Origin of the sequence: Campylobacter concisus, from assembly GCF_015230015.1 — a bacterium.
Taxonomy (GTDB): domain Bacteria; phylum Campylobacterota; class Campylobacteria; order Campylobacterales; family Campylobacteraceae; genus Campylobacter_A; species Campylobacter_A concisus_AF.
Map to the genome: position 1 here is coordinate 20,519 of NZ_JAAKZC010000016.1, position 15,924 is coordinate 36,442.

General features: G+C 42.3%; 14 protein-coding genes. 4 read left to right on the forward strand and 10 right to left on the reverse strand.

What is annotated here, in order from left to right; translation table 11 throughout:
• Nucleotides 1–47: 47 nt before the first annotated feature.
• The 8 genes from G6W42_RS08375 to G6W42_RS08410 form a co-directional block, all read right to left on the reverse strand.
• On the reverse strand, nt 48–404 hold the full coding sequence (locus G6W42_RS08375) for a hypothetical protein (RefSeq protein WP_194173655.1): 357 nt from the start codon (nt 402–404) through the stop codon (nt 48–50).
• A 36-nt stretch (nt 405–440) separates the two neighbouring features.
• A complete protein-coding gene (locus G6W42_RS08380) occupies nt 441–1,595 on the reverse strand; it encodes a ComEC/Rec2 family competence protein (protein WP_242042729.1) in 1,155 nt (384 codons plus the stop codon).
• Nucleotides 1,596–1,693: 98 nt separating this feature from the next.
• Nucleotides 1,694–3,106: a replicative DNA helicase gene (locus tag G6W42_RS08385; protein WP_194173657.1), complete on the reverse strand. Its 1,413-nt coding sequence runs from the start codon at nt 3,104–3,106 to the stop codon at nt 1,694–1,696.
• Between the two features lie 4 nt (nt 3,107–3,110).
• On the reverse strand, nt 3,111–4,169 hold the full coding sequence (ispG, locus tag G6W42_RS08390) for a flavodoxin-dependent (E)-4-hydroxy-3-methylbut-2-enyl-diphosphate synthase (protein ID WP_103573513.1): 1,059 nt from the start codon (nt 4,167–4,169) through the stop codon (nt 3,111–3,113).
• Nucleotides 4,170–4,551: 382 nt separating this feature from the next.
• Nucleotides 4,552–6,402: a primosomal protein N' gene (locus G6W42_RS08395; protein WP_194173658.1), complete on the reverse strand. Its 1,851-nt coding sequence runs from the start codon at nt 6,400–6,402 to the stop codon at nt 4,552–4,554.
• Nucleotides 6,402–6,815: a type II secretion system protein gene (locus G6W42_RS08400; protein WP_103567178.1), complete on the reverse strand. Its 414-nt coding sequence runs from the start codon at nt 6,813–6,815 to the stop codon at nt 6,402–6,404. The genes G6W42_RS08395 and G6W42_RS08400 overlap by 1 nt, the downstream gene beginning before the upstream one ends.
• Nucleotides 6,812–7,048: a hypothetical protein gene (locus tag G6W42_RS08405; RefSeq protein ID WP_012001557.1), complete on the reverse strand. Its 237-nt coding sequence runs from the start codon at nt 7,046–7,048 to the stop codon at nt 6,812–6,814. The genes G6W42_RS08400 and G6W42_RS08405 overlap by 4 nt, the downstream gene beginning before the upstream one ends.
• A 23-nt stretch (nt 7,049–7,071) precedes the next feature.
• Nucleotides 7,072–7,305: a hypothetical protein gene (locus G6W42_RS08410; RefSeq protein WP_194173659.1), complete on the reverse strand. Its 234-nt coding sequence runs from the start codon at nt 7,303–7,305 to the stop codon at nt 7,072–7,074.
• Nucleotides 7,306–7,430: 125 nt separating this feature from the next.
• Here G6W42_RS08410 and uvrB point away from each other — a divergent pair, with 125 nt between their 5' ends.
• Together uvrB and G6W42_RS08420 are read left to right on the forward strand one after the other, a co-directional pair.
• Entirely contained in the window at nt 7,431–9,407 is a 1,977-nt protein-coding gene (gene uvrB / locus G6W42_RS08415; RefSeq protein ID WP_194173660.1) for an excinuclease ABC subunit UvrB, read from the forward strand.
• Between the two features lie 388 nt (nt 9,408–9,795).
• On the forward strand, nt 9,796–10,026 hold the full coding sequence (locus tag G6W42_RS08420) for a PhzF family phenazine biosynthesis protein (protein WP_194173661.1): 231 nt from the start codon (nt 9,796–9,798) through the stop codon (nt 10,024–10,026).
• 2 nt (nt 10,027–10,028) lie between these two features.
• Here the strand turns inward: G6W42_RS08420 and G6W42_RS08425 are convergent, their stop codons facing one another.
• Both G6W42_RS08425 and G6W42_RS08430 read right to left on the reverse strand, forming a co-directional pair.
• Nucleotides 10,029–11,189 carry an MFS transporter gene (locus G6W42_RS08425; RefSeq protein WP_194173662.1) on the reverse strand — a complete coding sequence of 387 codons (1,161 nt, stop codon included), beginning with the start codon at nt 11,187–11,189 and terminating at the stop codon, nt 10,029–10,031.
• Entirely contained in the window at nt 11,190–13,733 is a 2,544-nt protein-coding gene (locus tag G6W42_RS08430) for a tryptophanyl-tRNA synthetase (protein WP_194173663.1), read from the reverse strand.
• 168 nt (nt 13,734–13,901) lie between these two features.
• Here G6W42_RS08430 and groES point away from each other — a divergent pair, with 168 nt between their 5' ends.
• Both groES and groL read left to right on the forward strand, forming a co-directional pair.
• On the forward strand, nt 13,902–14,162 hold the full coding sequence (groES, locus tag G6W42_RS08435) for a co-chaperone GroES (RefSeq protein WP_002940431.1): 261 nt from the start codon (nt 13,902–13,904) through the stop codon (nt 14,160–14,162).
• 17 nt (nt 14,163–14,179) lie between these two features.
• The gene (gene groL, locus G6W42_RS08440; protein WP_002940160.1) at nt 14,180–15,814 is read left to right on the forward strand and encodes a chaperonin GroEL; all 1,635 of its coding nucleotides are present in this window, start codon (nt 14,180–14,182) and stop codon (nt 15,812–15,814) included.
• The last annotated feature ends 110 nt before the right edge of the window (nt 15,815–15,924 follow it).

The following is a 15,924-nucleotide window of genomic DNA, read 5'->3' on the forward strand; positions in this document are numbered from 1 at the left end:
TTATTTAAGTTAAGTAGAGAATTTTTAAAGTATCAAATTTGATCTACTTAAGCGCCTTGCATCTTTACAAGCTGGGCGTTTAGCTGCATTATCTGAGCAAAGATAGCTCCCTTTTTGCTCTGAAGCGAAGCAACCAGCTCTTTTGCGTATGGATTTTTGCTCGCACTTGCTTGCTTTATCGCAGCTTCAATCTCTTTTAGCTGTTTTTGCAGTTTTTCTAACTGCTTTTTTATGACATCGGCGCTACTCTCGCTCTCATTATTTGCCTCGCTAGCTAAATTTGAAGCGTCGTGTAAAATTTCGCTCTTATCTAGTTTTGGCAAATTTTTGCTTTTTAAATTTTCATCGTCAGTAGCTGTAGAGCCGTTTTTATTTAAATTTATAAAATTTGAGTTTATCTGCATCGCCTTGCCTTTAAATTTAAAAGCATATCGGCAAATTTAGATAAAAATTTTTAGTATATAGAGCAAAAATGCGGTTATGCCAAAAAGGGGTGGCAGCAGGGAGACGGCTTTAAATTTAAGGGATAAAAGTGCGCAGGTGTTGTAAAGCAAAAATATAAATGTGCTGACTTCTAAACTGCCATAACTTAGTCTAAAGGCTAACATCTTGCTTAAAATTTCATCAAAAATACCGCCATATCCAAAGAGGTGAAGCAAAAAGCTTAGCGGATAAAATATGCTAAATATGTAGTTTAAAGCCAGCGCGCTAAGCTGCAAGAGGCTAATGAGCGGGAAAAAGTAAAGCACCACAACCTCCATAGCAAAAAAGACATATAAATTTAAAAGTAGCGAGTTCGCTAACAGGCTAAATTTGGGCGCAAAATAGAAAAGATAGACGAAGATATAAAAGACGCCAAGGCATGAAAAATAAAAGCCAACATTAAAAAGAAGCTGTGGAAATAGGGCGACGCTAAAGAAAATAACACCAAAGAGCGTGTAGAAATTTAAGATCTTTATCTTTTTGCAGATCATATAAAAGCCAGCCACGCTCATCAAAAATGCCCGCAAAAAGCTTGCTATAAAGCCGATCATATAAAAATAGAAGCAAAGCACCAAAAATACGGCGATAGTAAAGTCAAAAATGTAAGAGCGATATGGCATATATCTTGCGTAAATGGGCTTAAAAACGAGCTTTAAAAGAAAAAAGCAAACTGCGCTTATGACGCCAAGGTGATAGCCGCTAATGGCGATGAGGTGCGCCACGCCCCAGTTTGAGACATCATCTCTTAGCTCGCCAAAGACGTTTGTGCCAAGAAAGAGCGCTGAGAAAAGCTGCGAAATTTTAGCGTTTTCGTGCTGGGCGGAGATGAAATTTATAGCTCTTTGTCTAATGCTCTCATCTCTTTTGATAACGGCTCTATCGTAGCTAGGCATGTAAAATGAGCCAGACAGATAGTCTTTAAAACTAACGTCTATTGGCTGAACGCTAAGTGCCACTACGTCATAAAGAGCGATCTCATCTTTTTTAGAAGCGGTTGTGTAAAAGCTAAAATTTGAGGTGTCGATCCTTATTAACTGGCGTTTTTTGCCATTTTTCTCTTTGGTGAAATTTACGCTTACTTTGCCAACGATATCTTGCTCGCCAAGCTCCATAAAAGCGCTGTATTCATGAAATTTAAGCGCTAAATTTATACAAAAAATAAATAGGCAAAGCAGGAGAAAATAAAAAATACGCCTGCTTTTTGGCAAATTTACTCTTTAAATTCAGTTGATTGCACTGGTGTGGTGGCTATATCGCAAAAGCGCGAGTACTGCTTTTGAAAGAGCACGTCGATAGATCCCACTTCGCCGTTTCTGTTTTTGCCAACGATGATCTCTGCGTTTTCCTGAAGCTTGTTAAAAACGTGCTCGCTTTTATACTCTTTACCCTCGGCTGCTGCCTTGCTCTTTTTCTCATTCTCCTCTTGCTCCAAATACACCTCGTGCCTATAGACAAAAAGGATGATGTCGGCGTCTTGCTCGATTGCGCCTGACTCTCTTAGGTCACTTAGCATAGGGCGCTTGTTCGCGCGTGCTTCAAGGCCGCGGTTTAGCTGCGAAAGTGCGATGATAGGCATATCTAGCTCACGTGCTAGAAGCTTTAAGCCACGAGAAATTTCAGCTATTTGTATGTGGCGGTCGGCGAAGTTATTCGTGCTCATCATAAGGCCGATGTAGTCGATGACGCAAAGTGAAATTTCAGGGTGAGCTGCCTTTAGCTTGCGAAGCTGCGTTCTTACTTGGTGGATATTTACGTAGCCACTATCGTGTACAAAGAGTTTGGCGTGTGAAAAGTCACTGCATGCACGGCTAAAGTGGGCTAGCTTCTCGTCGTCTAGGCTCGCTGTCATTATCTCTTGAAGTGGGATCGAGGTCTTATCTGCTAGCATCCTCATCATGATCTGCTCTGCTGGCATCTCAAGTGAGAAAAATACAACGCCCGCGCCACTTTTTAAAACGTGTCCCATGAAATTTAGACAAAGTGTCGTTTTACCCATGCCAGGGCGTGCTGCGATGATGATGAGGTCGCCATTTTTAAAGCCTTTTATCATCTCATTTAGCTTTCTAAAGCCGGTATTTAGTCCGATGATGTCGCGCTCGTTTAGAGCTGCTTGCTTTTGCATATGCACGATCAAGCTTTTTATGATATCTTCGCTATCTCTGATGCTGCCAGTGCCGCTGCCATCGACTAGCGAGTAAAACTCCTGGCTTAGCTCATCGACCATATCGCGGCTGGCTTTGTCTTCATTTACCTTGCTTGGGATGTCGTGGGCGATCTTAACGAGGCTTCGTTTTATCGACTTCTCTTTTAGCTCGTTTGCGTATCTTTGGATATCTATGATCGAGTTTGTGGCTAAAATGCTTGCCATGACGTTATCATCGTAGTTTTCGCCAAGCTTGTTTTTGATAAATGTCGATGCGATAGGCACGTCGTCGTTTAGACAATCAACCATTGCTTTGTAAATTTGAGCGTGAGCTTTTAGGTAAAAGTCTCCAGCCTTTATCGTGTCAAAAATTTCGCCCAAAGCGTCGTTGTTTGCGATGATCGAGCTTAGTATGGCTCGCTCCATATCAAGGTCGTAAAGGTTGCTAAATTCTATCTCGTTAAGTCTCTCTTTTGCCACTGCTTTATCCTCTGCTCTTTATCTCGTCGTCGATCTCTTGTAAAAATCTATCCACCAACTCGCTCTCAGGCAGCCTTGCGACCACTTCGCCGTGGCGCATGATCATGCCATTTCCCTTGCCAAAGGCTATGGCTACGTCTGCGCCCTTTGCCTCGCCTATGGCATTTACCACGCAGCCCATCACTGAGACATTTAGTGGCTCTTTTATCCCTTTTGTCTTTTCTTCTACGAGCTTTACTGCTGCCATGAGGTCAGCTTGCAAACGCCCACAAGTTGGGCATGAGATGATATTTAGACCCTCTTTTTGGCGGCCACTATCTTTTAAGATCGCCTTTGCGACTTTGATCTCCTCTTCAAGCTCGCCAGTGATGCTAACTCTCATCGTATCGCCAATGCCCTCAAGCAAAAGTCCGCCAAGTGCGATCGCAGACTTGATAGTCGCGTGAAACGCCGTGCCCGCCTCTGTTACGCCTAGATGAAATGGGTAGTTTGTCTTTGGGCGAAGCGCTCTGTAAGCTTGCATAGTGCGCTCGACGTCGCTTGATTTAAGCGAAATTTTAATATCTGTAAAGTCAAAATCCTCAAGAAGCTTGATGTTGTATAAGGCACTCTCTACCATCGCCTCCACCGTGCGGCCGTAGCGGTCTTCAAACTGCTTTTCAAGCGAGCCAGAATTTACGCCTATGCGGATGGGTAAATTTCTCTGCTTGCAGGCATCAACGACTGCTTTTATGTTTTTAGCTGAGCCAATATTGCCTGGGTTTATGCGGATAGCATCGACAAATTCGCTAACGATGAGCGCGTAGGTGTGGTTAAAATGTATGTCTGCAACGACTGGGATGGGTGAGCTGGCGACGATCTGCTTTAGCGCGCTGGCGTCCTCTTTGTCAAAAACTGCGCAGCGCACGATGTCACAGCCTGCAAAATATAGCCTTTGTATCTGCTCTAGCGTGCCTTTTACGTCCTTTGTCTTTGAAAATGTCATCGACTGCACGGAGATCGGTGCGTCACCACCTATTAAAACATCGCGAATTTTTATCTGTTTTGTCGGGTATCGTTGCAAAATTTTGCCTTTAAATTTTATTGGGGATTATAAGAAAAAATGGCTTTTAAAAGGCTTGAAAATTTGTCTTTAGTCGGTTTAGAAATTTATAGTTTGTTTAGTTGCAAATTTTAAAAGTTTATTCATTTTATATCTCTGTTTTGCAGTTGCGAGCCTGTGAAACGAAATTTAAGTCCATTTTTCCACCTTTGAATAAATTTAATAGTGTAAATTTTAAAACTTTTATTCACCCCTAAGAGTTGACTATTAAAATTTGGCTTCTCTTGCTGCTTGGCTCAAATTTTAGAGCCGAAATTACTCGCTCATGAAATTTTTAAAATTTGCCTGATATTTATACGCTACGAAGCAAATTTGCAAATTTTAAACATTTATTCACTTGCCTTTAACTAAAATTCACCGGATCTATATCGATATCGCTAAGTTCGCTTTTGCAGAGGTTTGCGGCCTTTAAAAGCATGGCGTGAGAGTTTGAGCGAAGCAGAATTTCATATCTAAATTTGCCACCAAGATATTCGATCTGGCATTTGCCATACCCCACGATCTCAAGCTCCTCGCCCTTTAGACTTTCCAAATTTCTTACAAAATCATTTGTCACGCCCTTTGCCGTGCTCTCATCTTTATGCGAAACGACCACGCGAAGTAGCCTAGTAAATGGCGGATAAAGGGCTTCTCTAAAAGGTATCTCATCCTTTAAAAAAGCGTCGTAGTCGCCGATATAGCTTTCGAAAAACTCTCTTTGTTTACTTTGGATAATGACCCTGCCAGCTCCGTTTCTGCCGGCTCTGCCAGCTACTTGCATGGCAAGGGCAAGCGTGCGCTCTCTAGCTCTAAAATCAGGAAAATTTAAAAGCTCGTCAAAGCCCATGATGACGGCTAGCTCGACGTTGTGATAATCATGCCCCTTGCTTAGCATCTGCGTACCAAGCAAGATGTCTATCTTGCCATCGTTAAATTCTTTCAAAGCCTTTACAAGCTTGTTTTGCGTCGTGATCTCGTCCCTGTCAAATTTAGCGATCCTAGCGTTTGCAAACTCGGCTTGTAGTCGCTCGAGTAGCTCGCTCGTGCCGATCTTTTTCGCCTCTATCATCTCGCTACCACACTGGTGGCAGGTCTTTGGCACGGCCATTTTGTGCTCGCAGTATTGGCACTTTAGCACGTTTTGTTTTTTATAGTAGCTCATGCCGATGCTACAAAATGGACACTTTACCGTCTCGCCGCAGTTTTTGCAGACTAGATATTTGAAATTTGCCCTTGTTGGCAAGCAGATGACGGCTTGTTTTTTATTTTCAAGCGTTTTTACGATCTGCTCTTTTAAAATTTCGCTTATGCCAGTCTCGCTCTCGTCAAATATATAGCTCTTTTGTGACTCAAAATATGTCCCCTTTAGGCGAAAATGCTCTTGTTTATAAAAGCTAGTGAGGCTTGGCGTGGCGCTTCCAAGTACCACTTGTAGGTCAAATTTGCTAGTTAAAAAGAGAGCTAGATCTCTTGCGTTGTAGTGGGGTTTTGAGCCAGTGTTTTTGTAGCTATCGTCGTGCTCTTCGTCGATGATGATGAGTTTTAGTCGCTCAAGTGGCAAAAATAGGGCAGATCTGGCTCCTGCGATGAGCCTTGCCTTGCCGCTTTTAATATCCTTTAAAATTTGCTCTTTTTTCTTTGGCGTGATCTTTGAGTGCCACACAGCCACAGCCTCGCCAAAGAAGCTCTCTAAGCGCTTTTGCATCTGCGGTGTGAGTGAAATTTCAGGCATCAAAAATAGCGCTTGGCCGCCTGCGTTTAAAATTTCTCTTATCTTTGCTATATAAATTTCGCTTTTGCCACTTCCCGTGTCGCCAAAGATGAGCGAGCTTTTTCGTGCGTTTATAAAATTTAGCGCTTCTTGCTGCTTTTGGCTTAAATTTGGCGCTTTAAAGTCGGTTGTGCCACTATAAATTTCATCGTCTATAAGGCTTTGTGGCTCAAATAAATTTATAGCAACGCCAAGCTCGCAGGTGTAGTAGTAGGCGATAAATTTAGCCAAAGTTGCTTGGATGTCGTTTAGTTTGAGGGGTAAAATTTCATCAATAAAGCTTGTTTTAAAGCTTGGCTCATCCACTTCGCGCAGGATAAAGCCAACTAGGCTTTTGCCTCTAAGTTTTGCAGTGATGGCGCGAAATGGCGCAATATCTAGCTCGCTTTTATATGTGAGCGCAGCTAAATTTACCCCGCTAAATACGACCTCGTAGTATCTCATCACTCAAGAGCGCTGCAAAGTCCGTCGCTACTCTCGCAGTCAAATTCGCCAGTTGTGTTTTTGTAAGTAAAATTTGCTGTTTGTCCGTCTAGTTTGAAGGTATAAGTGGTCGCTCCAGTTTTGTGCCAGCCGTTTTTTGTGCCGCTATCTTTTACAGGCACGCTCACAACGTTTTGAAAAAGGTTGCTTCCTGGGCTCTCAAGCGTATCAGGATACTTTGGAGTGCCTTTTAGGACGCTATCATTGTATTTTAGCGAGATGCCACTTTTTATGGCGGCTATTTGTGTTCTTGCGTTTGCGACTATGGCGTCGCCTCTAGTAAAGAAAAGTTTTGGTATCGCAACAGCACTTAAAATGCCAAGTATGACGATGACAAATATGATTTCTATTAGGGTAAAAGCTCGTTTTTTCATTTATTTTCCGGTTTTAGTATCTCTTCTATCTCTTTTGTGACGTCCTTTACGACGCGCAAATTTGTGTAGCTCTCATAGCTCTTTTCGACAAATGCGTTTATAAGCTCACGAGGCTCGATAAATTTCTTTCCCCCCATAAATTTCTGCCAGTCACGCTCAAAAATTTCAGCAAAATCATCATCAAGCGTAATCGTATAGTCGCGAGATGATACGGTGAGCGTGATCTGTTTCATATTTTATGCCAAAAATGCCTAGCTTATCTACCAAGGACGGCTTCGATCTTCTTCATTACATCATCAGCTTCGCTATTTTTCTTATCAAGGTCTTCTTCTAGACGCATTATTTGATTAGTCTTTGCCTCATTTTGCGCTTTTAGTGTCACTATCTCGTTGCGTAGCTCTTCGTTTGTCTTGCAAAGTTCGTCGTATTTTTTGATCAGTTCATTTACTTTGTCTGTCAGGCTTTCTAGTATTGCGTTATCTTCAAACATAAAGGTTCCTTTAAAATAATAATTAATGCCGTATTCTAACACGCAGAGGCTAAATTCTTTTTAAAATTCTCATTTGACAAAGCACTATCTTTGCTATAAAATTCGCCCAAATTTAAAGGCGATCAATGAGTAAATTTGAAATTTCATCTAAATTTAACCCAAGCAGCGACCAAGCAAGAGCGATAAAAGAGATAGTAAAAAGCATAAAATCAGGCAACAAATACCAAACACTTCTGGGCGTTACAGGATCTGGCAAGACCTTTACCATGGCAAATGTCATACGTGAGCTAAACATGCCAACGCTCATCATGACGCATAACAAATCCCTTGCCGCGCAGCTTTACAGCGAATTTAAGGGCTTTTTCCCAAAAAACCATGTCGAGTACTTCATCAGCTACTACGACTACTACCAGCCAGAGGCCTACATCCCAAGAAGCGACCTATATATAGAAAAGGATAGCTCGGTAAATGAGGAGCTTGAGCGCCTGCGCCTCTCTGCGACGGCTAGTTTGCTAAGCTTTGACGACGTCGTCTGCGTCGCCTCAGTCTCCGCAAACTACGGCCTTGGTAATCCAAGCGAGTATAAAGGGATGGTGGCATATCTTAGCGTGGGCGAGAAGATAAGCCAAAGAAAGCTTTTAGAGCGGCTTGTGGATATGGGCTATAAGCGCAATGACAACTACTTTGATAGGGGCGACTTTCGTGTAAATGGCGATGTGGTGGATATTTACCCAGCTTATTACAACGACGAAGCCCTAAGGGTCGAGTTTTTCGGAGATGAGATCGATGCGATGTATCATTTTGACGTGCTTGATAACAAAAGGCTAAAGGACATCTCTAAATTTACACTTTATGCCACCAGTCAGTTCATCGTGGGCGCTGATAGGCTAAAGATCGCTATGAAGGAGATCGAAGAGGAGCTTGATGCGCGCTTGAAAGAATTTAACGAGCAGGGCAAGCTAGTTGAGGCGCAGAGGCTAAAGCAGAGAGTGGAGTTTGACCTTGAGATGATGGCTAGCACTGGCATGTGTAAAGGTATCGAAAACTACGCGCGACATCTGACTGGCCAAAAGGCTGGAGAGACGCCGTACTCGATGTTTGACTACTTTGAGATAAGCGACGAGGACTATCTGGTTATCGTCGATGAGAGCCACGTGAGTTTGCCGCAGTTTAGGGGCATGTACGCAGGTGATAGGAGCCGTAAAGAGGTGCTTGTGGAGTATGGATTTCGCTTACCTTCAGCGCTTGATAACAGACCGCTTAAATTTGACGAATTTATAAGCAAAAAGGCGAAATTTCTCTTTGTCTCAGCCACACCAAATGAATACGAGCTTGGTATTAGCCAGGGGCACGTCTATGAGCAAATTTTGCGACCTACGGGGCTACTTGATCCGATCATCGAGATAAAAGATAGTGACAATCAAGTTGAGGCACTATTTGACGAGGCAAAGGCGGTCATCGCAAGAGGTGAGCGTGTGCTAGTCACGGTGCTAACTAAAAAGATGGCTGAAGAGCTAAGTCGCTATTACATCGAGCTTGGCGTCAAGGTCAAGTATATGCACTCAGACATCGACGCGATCGAGCGAAATGAGATCATTAGAGGGCTTAGAAGTGGTGAGTTTGATATGCTAATAGGCATAAATTTACTCCGTGAAGGGCTTGACCTGCCAGAAGTGAGCCTGATAGCGATCATGGACGCTGATAAAGAGGGCTTTTTGCGCTCGACAACGAGCCTTATACAGACGATGGGGCGCGCGGCTAGAAATGTAAATGGTAAGGTGCTAATGTTTGCCAAAAAGATCACAAAATCAATGAAAGAAGCGATCGATACGACGACTGCTAGGCGTAAATTTCAAGATGAATACAACAAAGCTCACGGCATAACGCCGCACTCTGCAAGTAGAAATATCGAAGAGAGCCTACACGTCGAAGATGACGGCGAAATTTACAAACGTGGTAAAAATTTAGAAAAGATGCCAGCTAGCGAGCGAGCCGCGATCGTAAAAGAGCTAAGAAAGCAGATGCTTGAAGCGGCGGCGCAGCTGGAGTTTGAGAAGGCGGCGGCATTGCGCGACGAAATAGCGAAGATGAGAAAGCTTTAAAAAGGCTCATCTCTTGCGCGCTTTTAAATGAACTAGAAATTTTCTCCCTTGATGAACTATATGTTCTATCTTCGGTCGAAAATTTCTTCGTAACATTTAAAATCATCACAAGATACTTTGCTTTGATGCTTTGGTAGCTAAAATTTAAATTTCTACGTGTCTCTGGTCTGCGCAAATTTTAACTGCGCAACATTTAAATTGATCACAAAATACCGCCGCCCAAAAGCCATGGTTCGGCTCTTTTATATCTTTAAATTTAGTTTTGTCCAGTAGAGGAGCAAAAATTTTCTTCTCTTTGGCAAGTTTTGTCTAAAATCCAACTCACATCAAATTTCACCTGCTCAACAAAATTTAAAGCCCAAAAAGTAAAATTTACAAAATCAGCTCTATGGGTGAGAAATTTGACCGCGTCTATCGTAGCTTCGCGCCAAAGTTGGGCATGGTGGAGGATTCAGTCTGTGGCTCGGGACACTGCCATCTAGTGCCATTTTGGCAAAAGAGATTGGTAAAAGTGAGATCGCAGCATTTTAGGTGTCAAATAGAGGTGGCAAGATCGGTTTGCAATATTAGAGATGATGGCAAGGCAGTGCTCTACGCTGTTAGCAAGCTATTTTTATAAATTTATATCTTGCTAATTGGCTTTAAAAAATAGCTCGACACCGCACAGATGAGCGAAACTGCGGCGATAAAGTAAAACGCGTGCGTTAGGCTAAAGATGTCAGCGATCTTGCCGATGACTGTCGCAAAGATACCACCGATTGTGATGCTAAGGCCAAGCGTTACGCCAGAGGCTAGGCCGATTTGATTTGGCAGATAAAGCTGCGCAAGAGCTATTGAAGGGCTAAAAGATAGGCTTATGCAGGCGCTCACGCAGATGGAGGCTGCGAGAAATAGCGCATAGCTGTCGATAAAGAGCATTAGCACTACTAGCGGCGCGGCGATGCTTAGGCTTATCTTGATGAGCCTAACTAGGCCGTATCTATCCGCTAGCGCTCCGCCAAATAGCGTAGAGACCGCACCTGCAGCGAAAAATAGGCTTAAATTTACATTTGCAGCCTCTTTGCTAAGGCCAAAAATTTTGATGAGGTAGATGCTAAAAAATGCCGAAAAGCCAAATGCGACGATCGAGCGTGAAAATATACACAAACAAAGCCTTAAAAACGCGCCCAGATCGTCTTTTAAAGTGCTTGTCGTTTGTGAAATTTGCTTTTTGTGATTGCCTTCTAATGCTTTTATAAATTTGCCCTTTTTTAGATATAAAAGTGTTAGCAAAATTTGAGGGATTATAAAAACTAGCGTCCCTTTTAGGCCAAAATTTCCCACAAAAACAGCGACCAAAATAGGCCCAACCGCAAAGCCTGCGTTTCCGCCAAATGAAAATATGCTTATACTTTTGGCTCTATTTTTGGCGTTTGAGGCGTAGTTTACGATCCTTGCGGCACTTGGGTGAAAGAGCGCGGCGCCGATACCGCTTATAATCACGCAAACTAAGATGAGGTAGTAGTTTGTGATAAAGCCAGTGAGACTCATGCCCCCGCCCGCAAGCAGCAACCCAAGCGGGATGACATATGGTAGCTCTTTTTTGTCGCTTAAGCGGCCGATTAGTGGTTGGATGAGCGAGCTTGCTAAATTTGTGGCGGTCACAAGCGAGGCGGCTGTTGCGTAGTCGTAGTGGTAGCTCGCGATGAAAAATGGCAGCATCGCACCAAGGGCACTTTGGTTTATGTCGCTACAAAAGTGCCCAAGTCCCATTAGATACTTTAAATTTTCCGCCTTTTTCATCTAGAAAAGCCCTTTTAAAAGTCCCTTTAAATTTTGCTTTTCGCCACTTGTGCCTTCATCATCTTTGCCGAGCTTTTTATCTAAAAATCTACCTATCTCTTTTTTGACCTTATTTTCAAGATATTGCGATCTGACGTCGTATTTTAGGTTGTCTGTCGTGCCTGAGATTTGCACGTTTAGATCGGTCTTTTCTAGCCTGCAAACAAGTGGTGCATTAAGCATTTTTGTCGCAGTATTGTAAGTGCCGCCTGTAACCTTTATATCGCTCTTTGGTGAGCTTAAATTTACGTTAAAGATGACGTTATCGCCTTTTATATCGCCATAAATTTTGCCGTCTTTGTATATCTCTTTTGTGATGTCCTTGCCGGTGAAGGTTTTTATGTTGTTTGTGAGATTTGTGCTGGCTAGGTGACCCTCTTTTAGCAAGATGTCAAATTTGCCCACCCTTTGCTTTGTCTCATAGTCAAATTTAGCATCGCCATTGCCGTCATAGAGATGATCAAGCGCTAGGGTCTGCGTTAGACCCTTGACTTCAAAGTTTTTTAGTACCGCATCAAGCGTGCCACCTTTGTAGTTTGCCTCGAGTTTGCCCTTAAATAGATTATCTGAAGTGGCTTTTACGCTTAGATCATCCACTTTGCCATTTGCGGTAATGAGCGCTGCAAATTTACCGTGAAGCTCGCGACCAGCTAAAAATGCAAGCTTATTTAGCTCTGAAACCACCGCTTGAAGCTTTAAGTTTAGCGTGCTTTTGCCCACGTCAAAGCTGCCATCTATCCCCTTTATATCAGCTAGCGAGCTAAGAAACTCACCACTAAATTTTGCCATGTCGCCTTTATAGTCTAGGCTCAAATTTGAGCTAAATTTCTCATTTTCAGGGAATTTTTTATCAAGCATTTTACTAAGCGCTGCGGCGTTAAATTTGCCATCGTTTAAAGCGATAGTTGCGGCGATGCTTGGGTTTTTACTAAAGATATTTTGCCCCTTTGCCTGGACATTTGCCTTAGCGTTTGCCAGCCTCTCGTTGCCACTAAGCGCTAATATCTCTCCAAGCTGCGCCTCTTTTAGGCCAAGATCAAGATTTTCATTTTTAATGGTGGCGTTTAGCTTGCCAGCAAAGACATCTCCGCCTAAATTTAGCTCATCTATCTTGCTCTCTTTGACCTTCACATCGCCAGCAAGCGCCATCTTTGAGCTCACTTCAAAGCCACTAACCGCTTTAAATTTCTCAGGGTCGTTAATAAGCAGGGCAAATTTGCTAAAAATTTGACTATTTTTTAGGTTATAAACGCCCTTTACATCTTTTAGCTCGCCAAGGTCGCTAAGCACATTTGCGTCAAAATTTACAAGCTCGCCCTTTGCGACAGCACCACCTTTTAGCTCAAATTTAGCCGCATTTTTAAGCTTTACAAGACCATTATTTATAAGTCCATTTTTTATCTCAAATTTAGCCTCGCCAGCAAGCTTTTTTAGCTCGTCAAAGCCACTAAAATTTGCATTTAAATTTATCTCTCCGTCTGCGTAGTTTGGCTGCAAAGCAAGCGCTAGAAGCTCTTTTAGCTTGATATTTACGGCATTTAGGACTAAATTTTTACTATCAAAATTTGCATTTATCTTGCCACCAAGGCCGTTGATGTCTGCTTTTAGGTTTTTAAGCGCATTTTCTTGCATTAAAATTTCGCCGCTTGCGTCCACTGCGCCGCTTAGCTGCTCGCCCAAGAGCTTGCCAAGAAGGGCAAGATCAGGCACGTTTAGCAAAAAGTCGCTCTTTAAATTTTTGCTACTTAGATCATAGGTCGTCTCATTTGCTTTTAAAGTAGCCTCAGGTGCGATGATAAGGGTTTTTGCGCTCACTTTTTCATTTGCAAATTTAGCATTTACGCCGCCTTTAAAGCTTATATCTTTTGCTAAATTTAGTCCAAATTCGTTTTTTAGAATTTCTTTGTTTATAGCTGCGTTGCTAGCTAAAATTTGAGCGTTAATGATAGGCTTATTTTTCTCATCAACCTCTTGCATATTGCTCGTTAGATCAAGCTTGCCACTAGCTAAATTTGGCTTTTGCACAAGAGCTGAGATCTCAGAAAGCTCGATGTTCTTAGCGTCAAGATTTAAAGCTTTTGGCAGGTAGTCTTTTAAATTTGCGTTTAAATTTATGTTTGAGCCAAGCGCCGTGCCAGTTGCCGCTAATTTAAAGTCGCTAAATTTACCAGCTACGTTTGCTTTAAGCGCGACGTCCTTTTTTAGTCCAAGCTCGCTAGCCTTTGCCTTGTCGGCGTTTATGTCTATGTTTAAATTTATACTTTGAGCAAGCAAGGAGAGCTCGCCATTTGCCTTTAAATTTATGGCGTTCATGACGGTCGCTTCTAAATTTAGCGTGCTAAATCCTAGGCTAAAATCTTTAAATTTGACATCAATGCCACGAGCGAGTGCCTCTTTTTCGATCTTGCCAGCGATAAATTTACTCCCAAATGGGCTAAATAAAAGGCCAAAGATGCAAGCTACTATGAGTACAAGCGTGCCAACTATGTAAGCTATTTTTTTCATAAAATTCCTTTATATTAGTTTTACATATCATAAAACTTTAGTCACTTAGACTAAAGTTTTTAATAAAATTCACTATAAATTATTGACTTTTTCAGAAAAAAATGCTAGCATTTCATCACTCAAAAATAAAGAGTGCTAAAAAAGACAATTAAACCAAAAGGATGAACAATGAACTTTCAACCATTAGGCAAGCGTGTCCTAGTCGAACGCGTAGAAGAGACAAAGACGACAGCTTCGGGCATAATTATACCTGATAACGCAAAAGAAAAACCTTTAAGTGGCGAGGTAAAAGCAGTTGGTGCTGAAGCTGAGGGCGTAAAAGTTGGTGAAAAAGTAGTATTTGCTAAATACGCTGGTACTGAGGTAAATTTAGATGATAAAACATATCTTGTTTTAAACATCGACGACGTTTTGGGTGTGATTAAATAATTTAAAAAGGAAAAACAATGGCAAAAGAAATTTTTTACTCTGATGATGCAAGAAACCGCCTATATGAGGGCGTTAAAAAACTAAATGACGCTGTGAAAGTGACAATGGGACCAAGAGGCAGAAATGTCCTTATCCAAAAGAGCTTTGGCGCTCCAAACATAACAAAAGACGGCGTTAGTGTGGCTAAAGAGGTTGAGCTAAAAGATACTATCGAAAACATGGGTGCAAGCCTAGTTAGAGAAGTAGCAAGCAAGACAAACGACCAAGCAGGCGACGGCACTACAACAGCAACTGTGCTAGCTCACGCGATATTTAAAGAGGGTCTTAGAAACGTAACTGCTGGCGCAAATCCTATCGAAGTAAAACGCGGCATGGATAAAGAAGTAGCAGCTCTTATAGATGCACTAAAAAACATCTCTAAAAAAGTTTCTGGCTCAAAAGAGATCGCGCAGATCGCTACTATCTCAGCAAACTCAGACGAAAGCATCGGCAAACTTATCGCTGATGCGATGGAAAAAGTCGGCAAAGATGGCGTCATAACAGTAGAGGAGGCAAAATCTATCCAAGACGAGCTAAGCGTTGTTGAGGGTATGCAATTTGACCGTGGATATCTAAGCCCATACTTCATCACAAACCCTGAAAAGATGCAAGTTGAGCTAAGCAACCCTTTCATATTACTATTTGACAAGAAGATAACAAATCTAAAAGATCTACTCCCTGTGCTTGAGCAAGTACAAAAAAGTGGCAAACCACTTCTAATCATCGCTGAAGATATCGAGGGCGAAGCACTTGCAACGCTTGTAGTAAATAAACTTCGTGGTGTGCTAAACATCTCAGCTGTTAAAGCTCCTGGCTTTGGCGATAGAAGAAAAGCGATGCTTGAAGATATCGCTATCCTAACAGGTGGTGAAGTTATCAGTGAAGAGCTAGGCAGAACACTAGAGAGCGCTACTATAAACGACCTTGGACAAGCTTCAAGCGTAGTTATCGACAAAGATAACACAACTATCGTAAATGGCGCAGGCGAGAAGTCAGCAATAGACGCTAGAATAACTCAAATAAAAGCTCAAATCGCTGAGACTACAAGCGACTATGACAAAGAAAAACTTCAAGAGCGCCTTGCAAAACTAAGTGGCGGCGTGGCAGTTATCAAAGTAGGTGCTGCAACTGAGACTGAGATGAAAGAGAAAAAAGACCGTGTTGATGACGCTCTAAGCGCTACTCGTGCGGCTGTTGAAGAAGGTATCGTAGTAGGTGGCGGTTCAGCACTTATCCTTGCTTCAAAGAGCGTAAATTTAAATTTACAAGGTGATGAAGCAATCGGCGCTGAGATCGTTAGAAGAGCGCTTCGTGCTCCACTTCGCCAAATCGCTGAGAACGCTGGCTTTGATGCAGGCGTAGTGGCAAACGCAGTTGAGACAAGCAAAGATGCAAATTTTGGCTTTAACGCTGCAACTGGCGAATATGTAAATATGTTTGAAGCTGGCATAATCGACCCAGTAAAAGTTGAGAGAGTTGCACTTCAAAACGCTGTTAGCGTGGCTAGCTTGTTACTAACGACTGAAGCAACTATCAGCGAGATAAAAGAAGAAAAAGCAATGCCTGCAATGCCTGACATGGGCGGAATGGGTGGCATGGGCGGCATGATGTAGCAGCCCTTTTCGAGCTAGAGCTTTCTAGCTCGAATTTAAATTTTTTAACCTTACTAAATTTATAAAATTATTTACTCCTTTTTAAATTTATTCTTGTATCATTTTTGCAT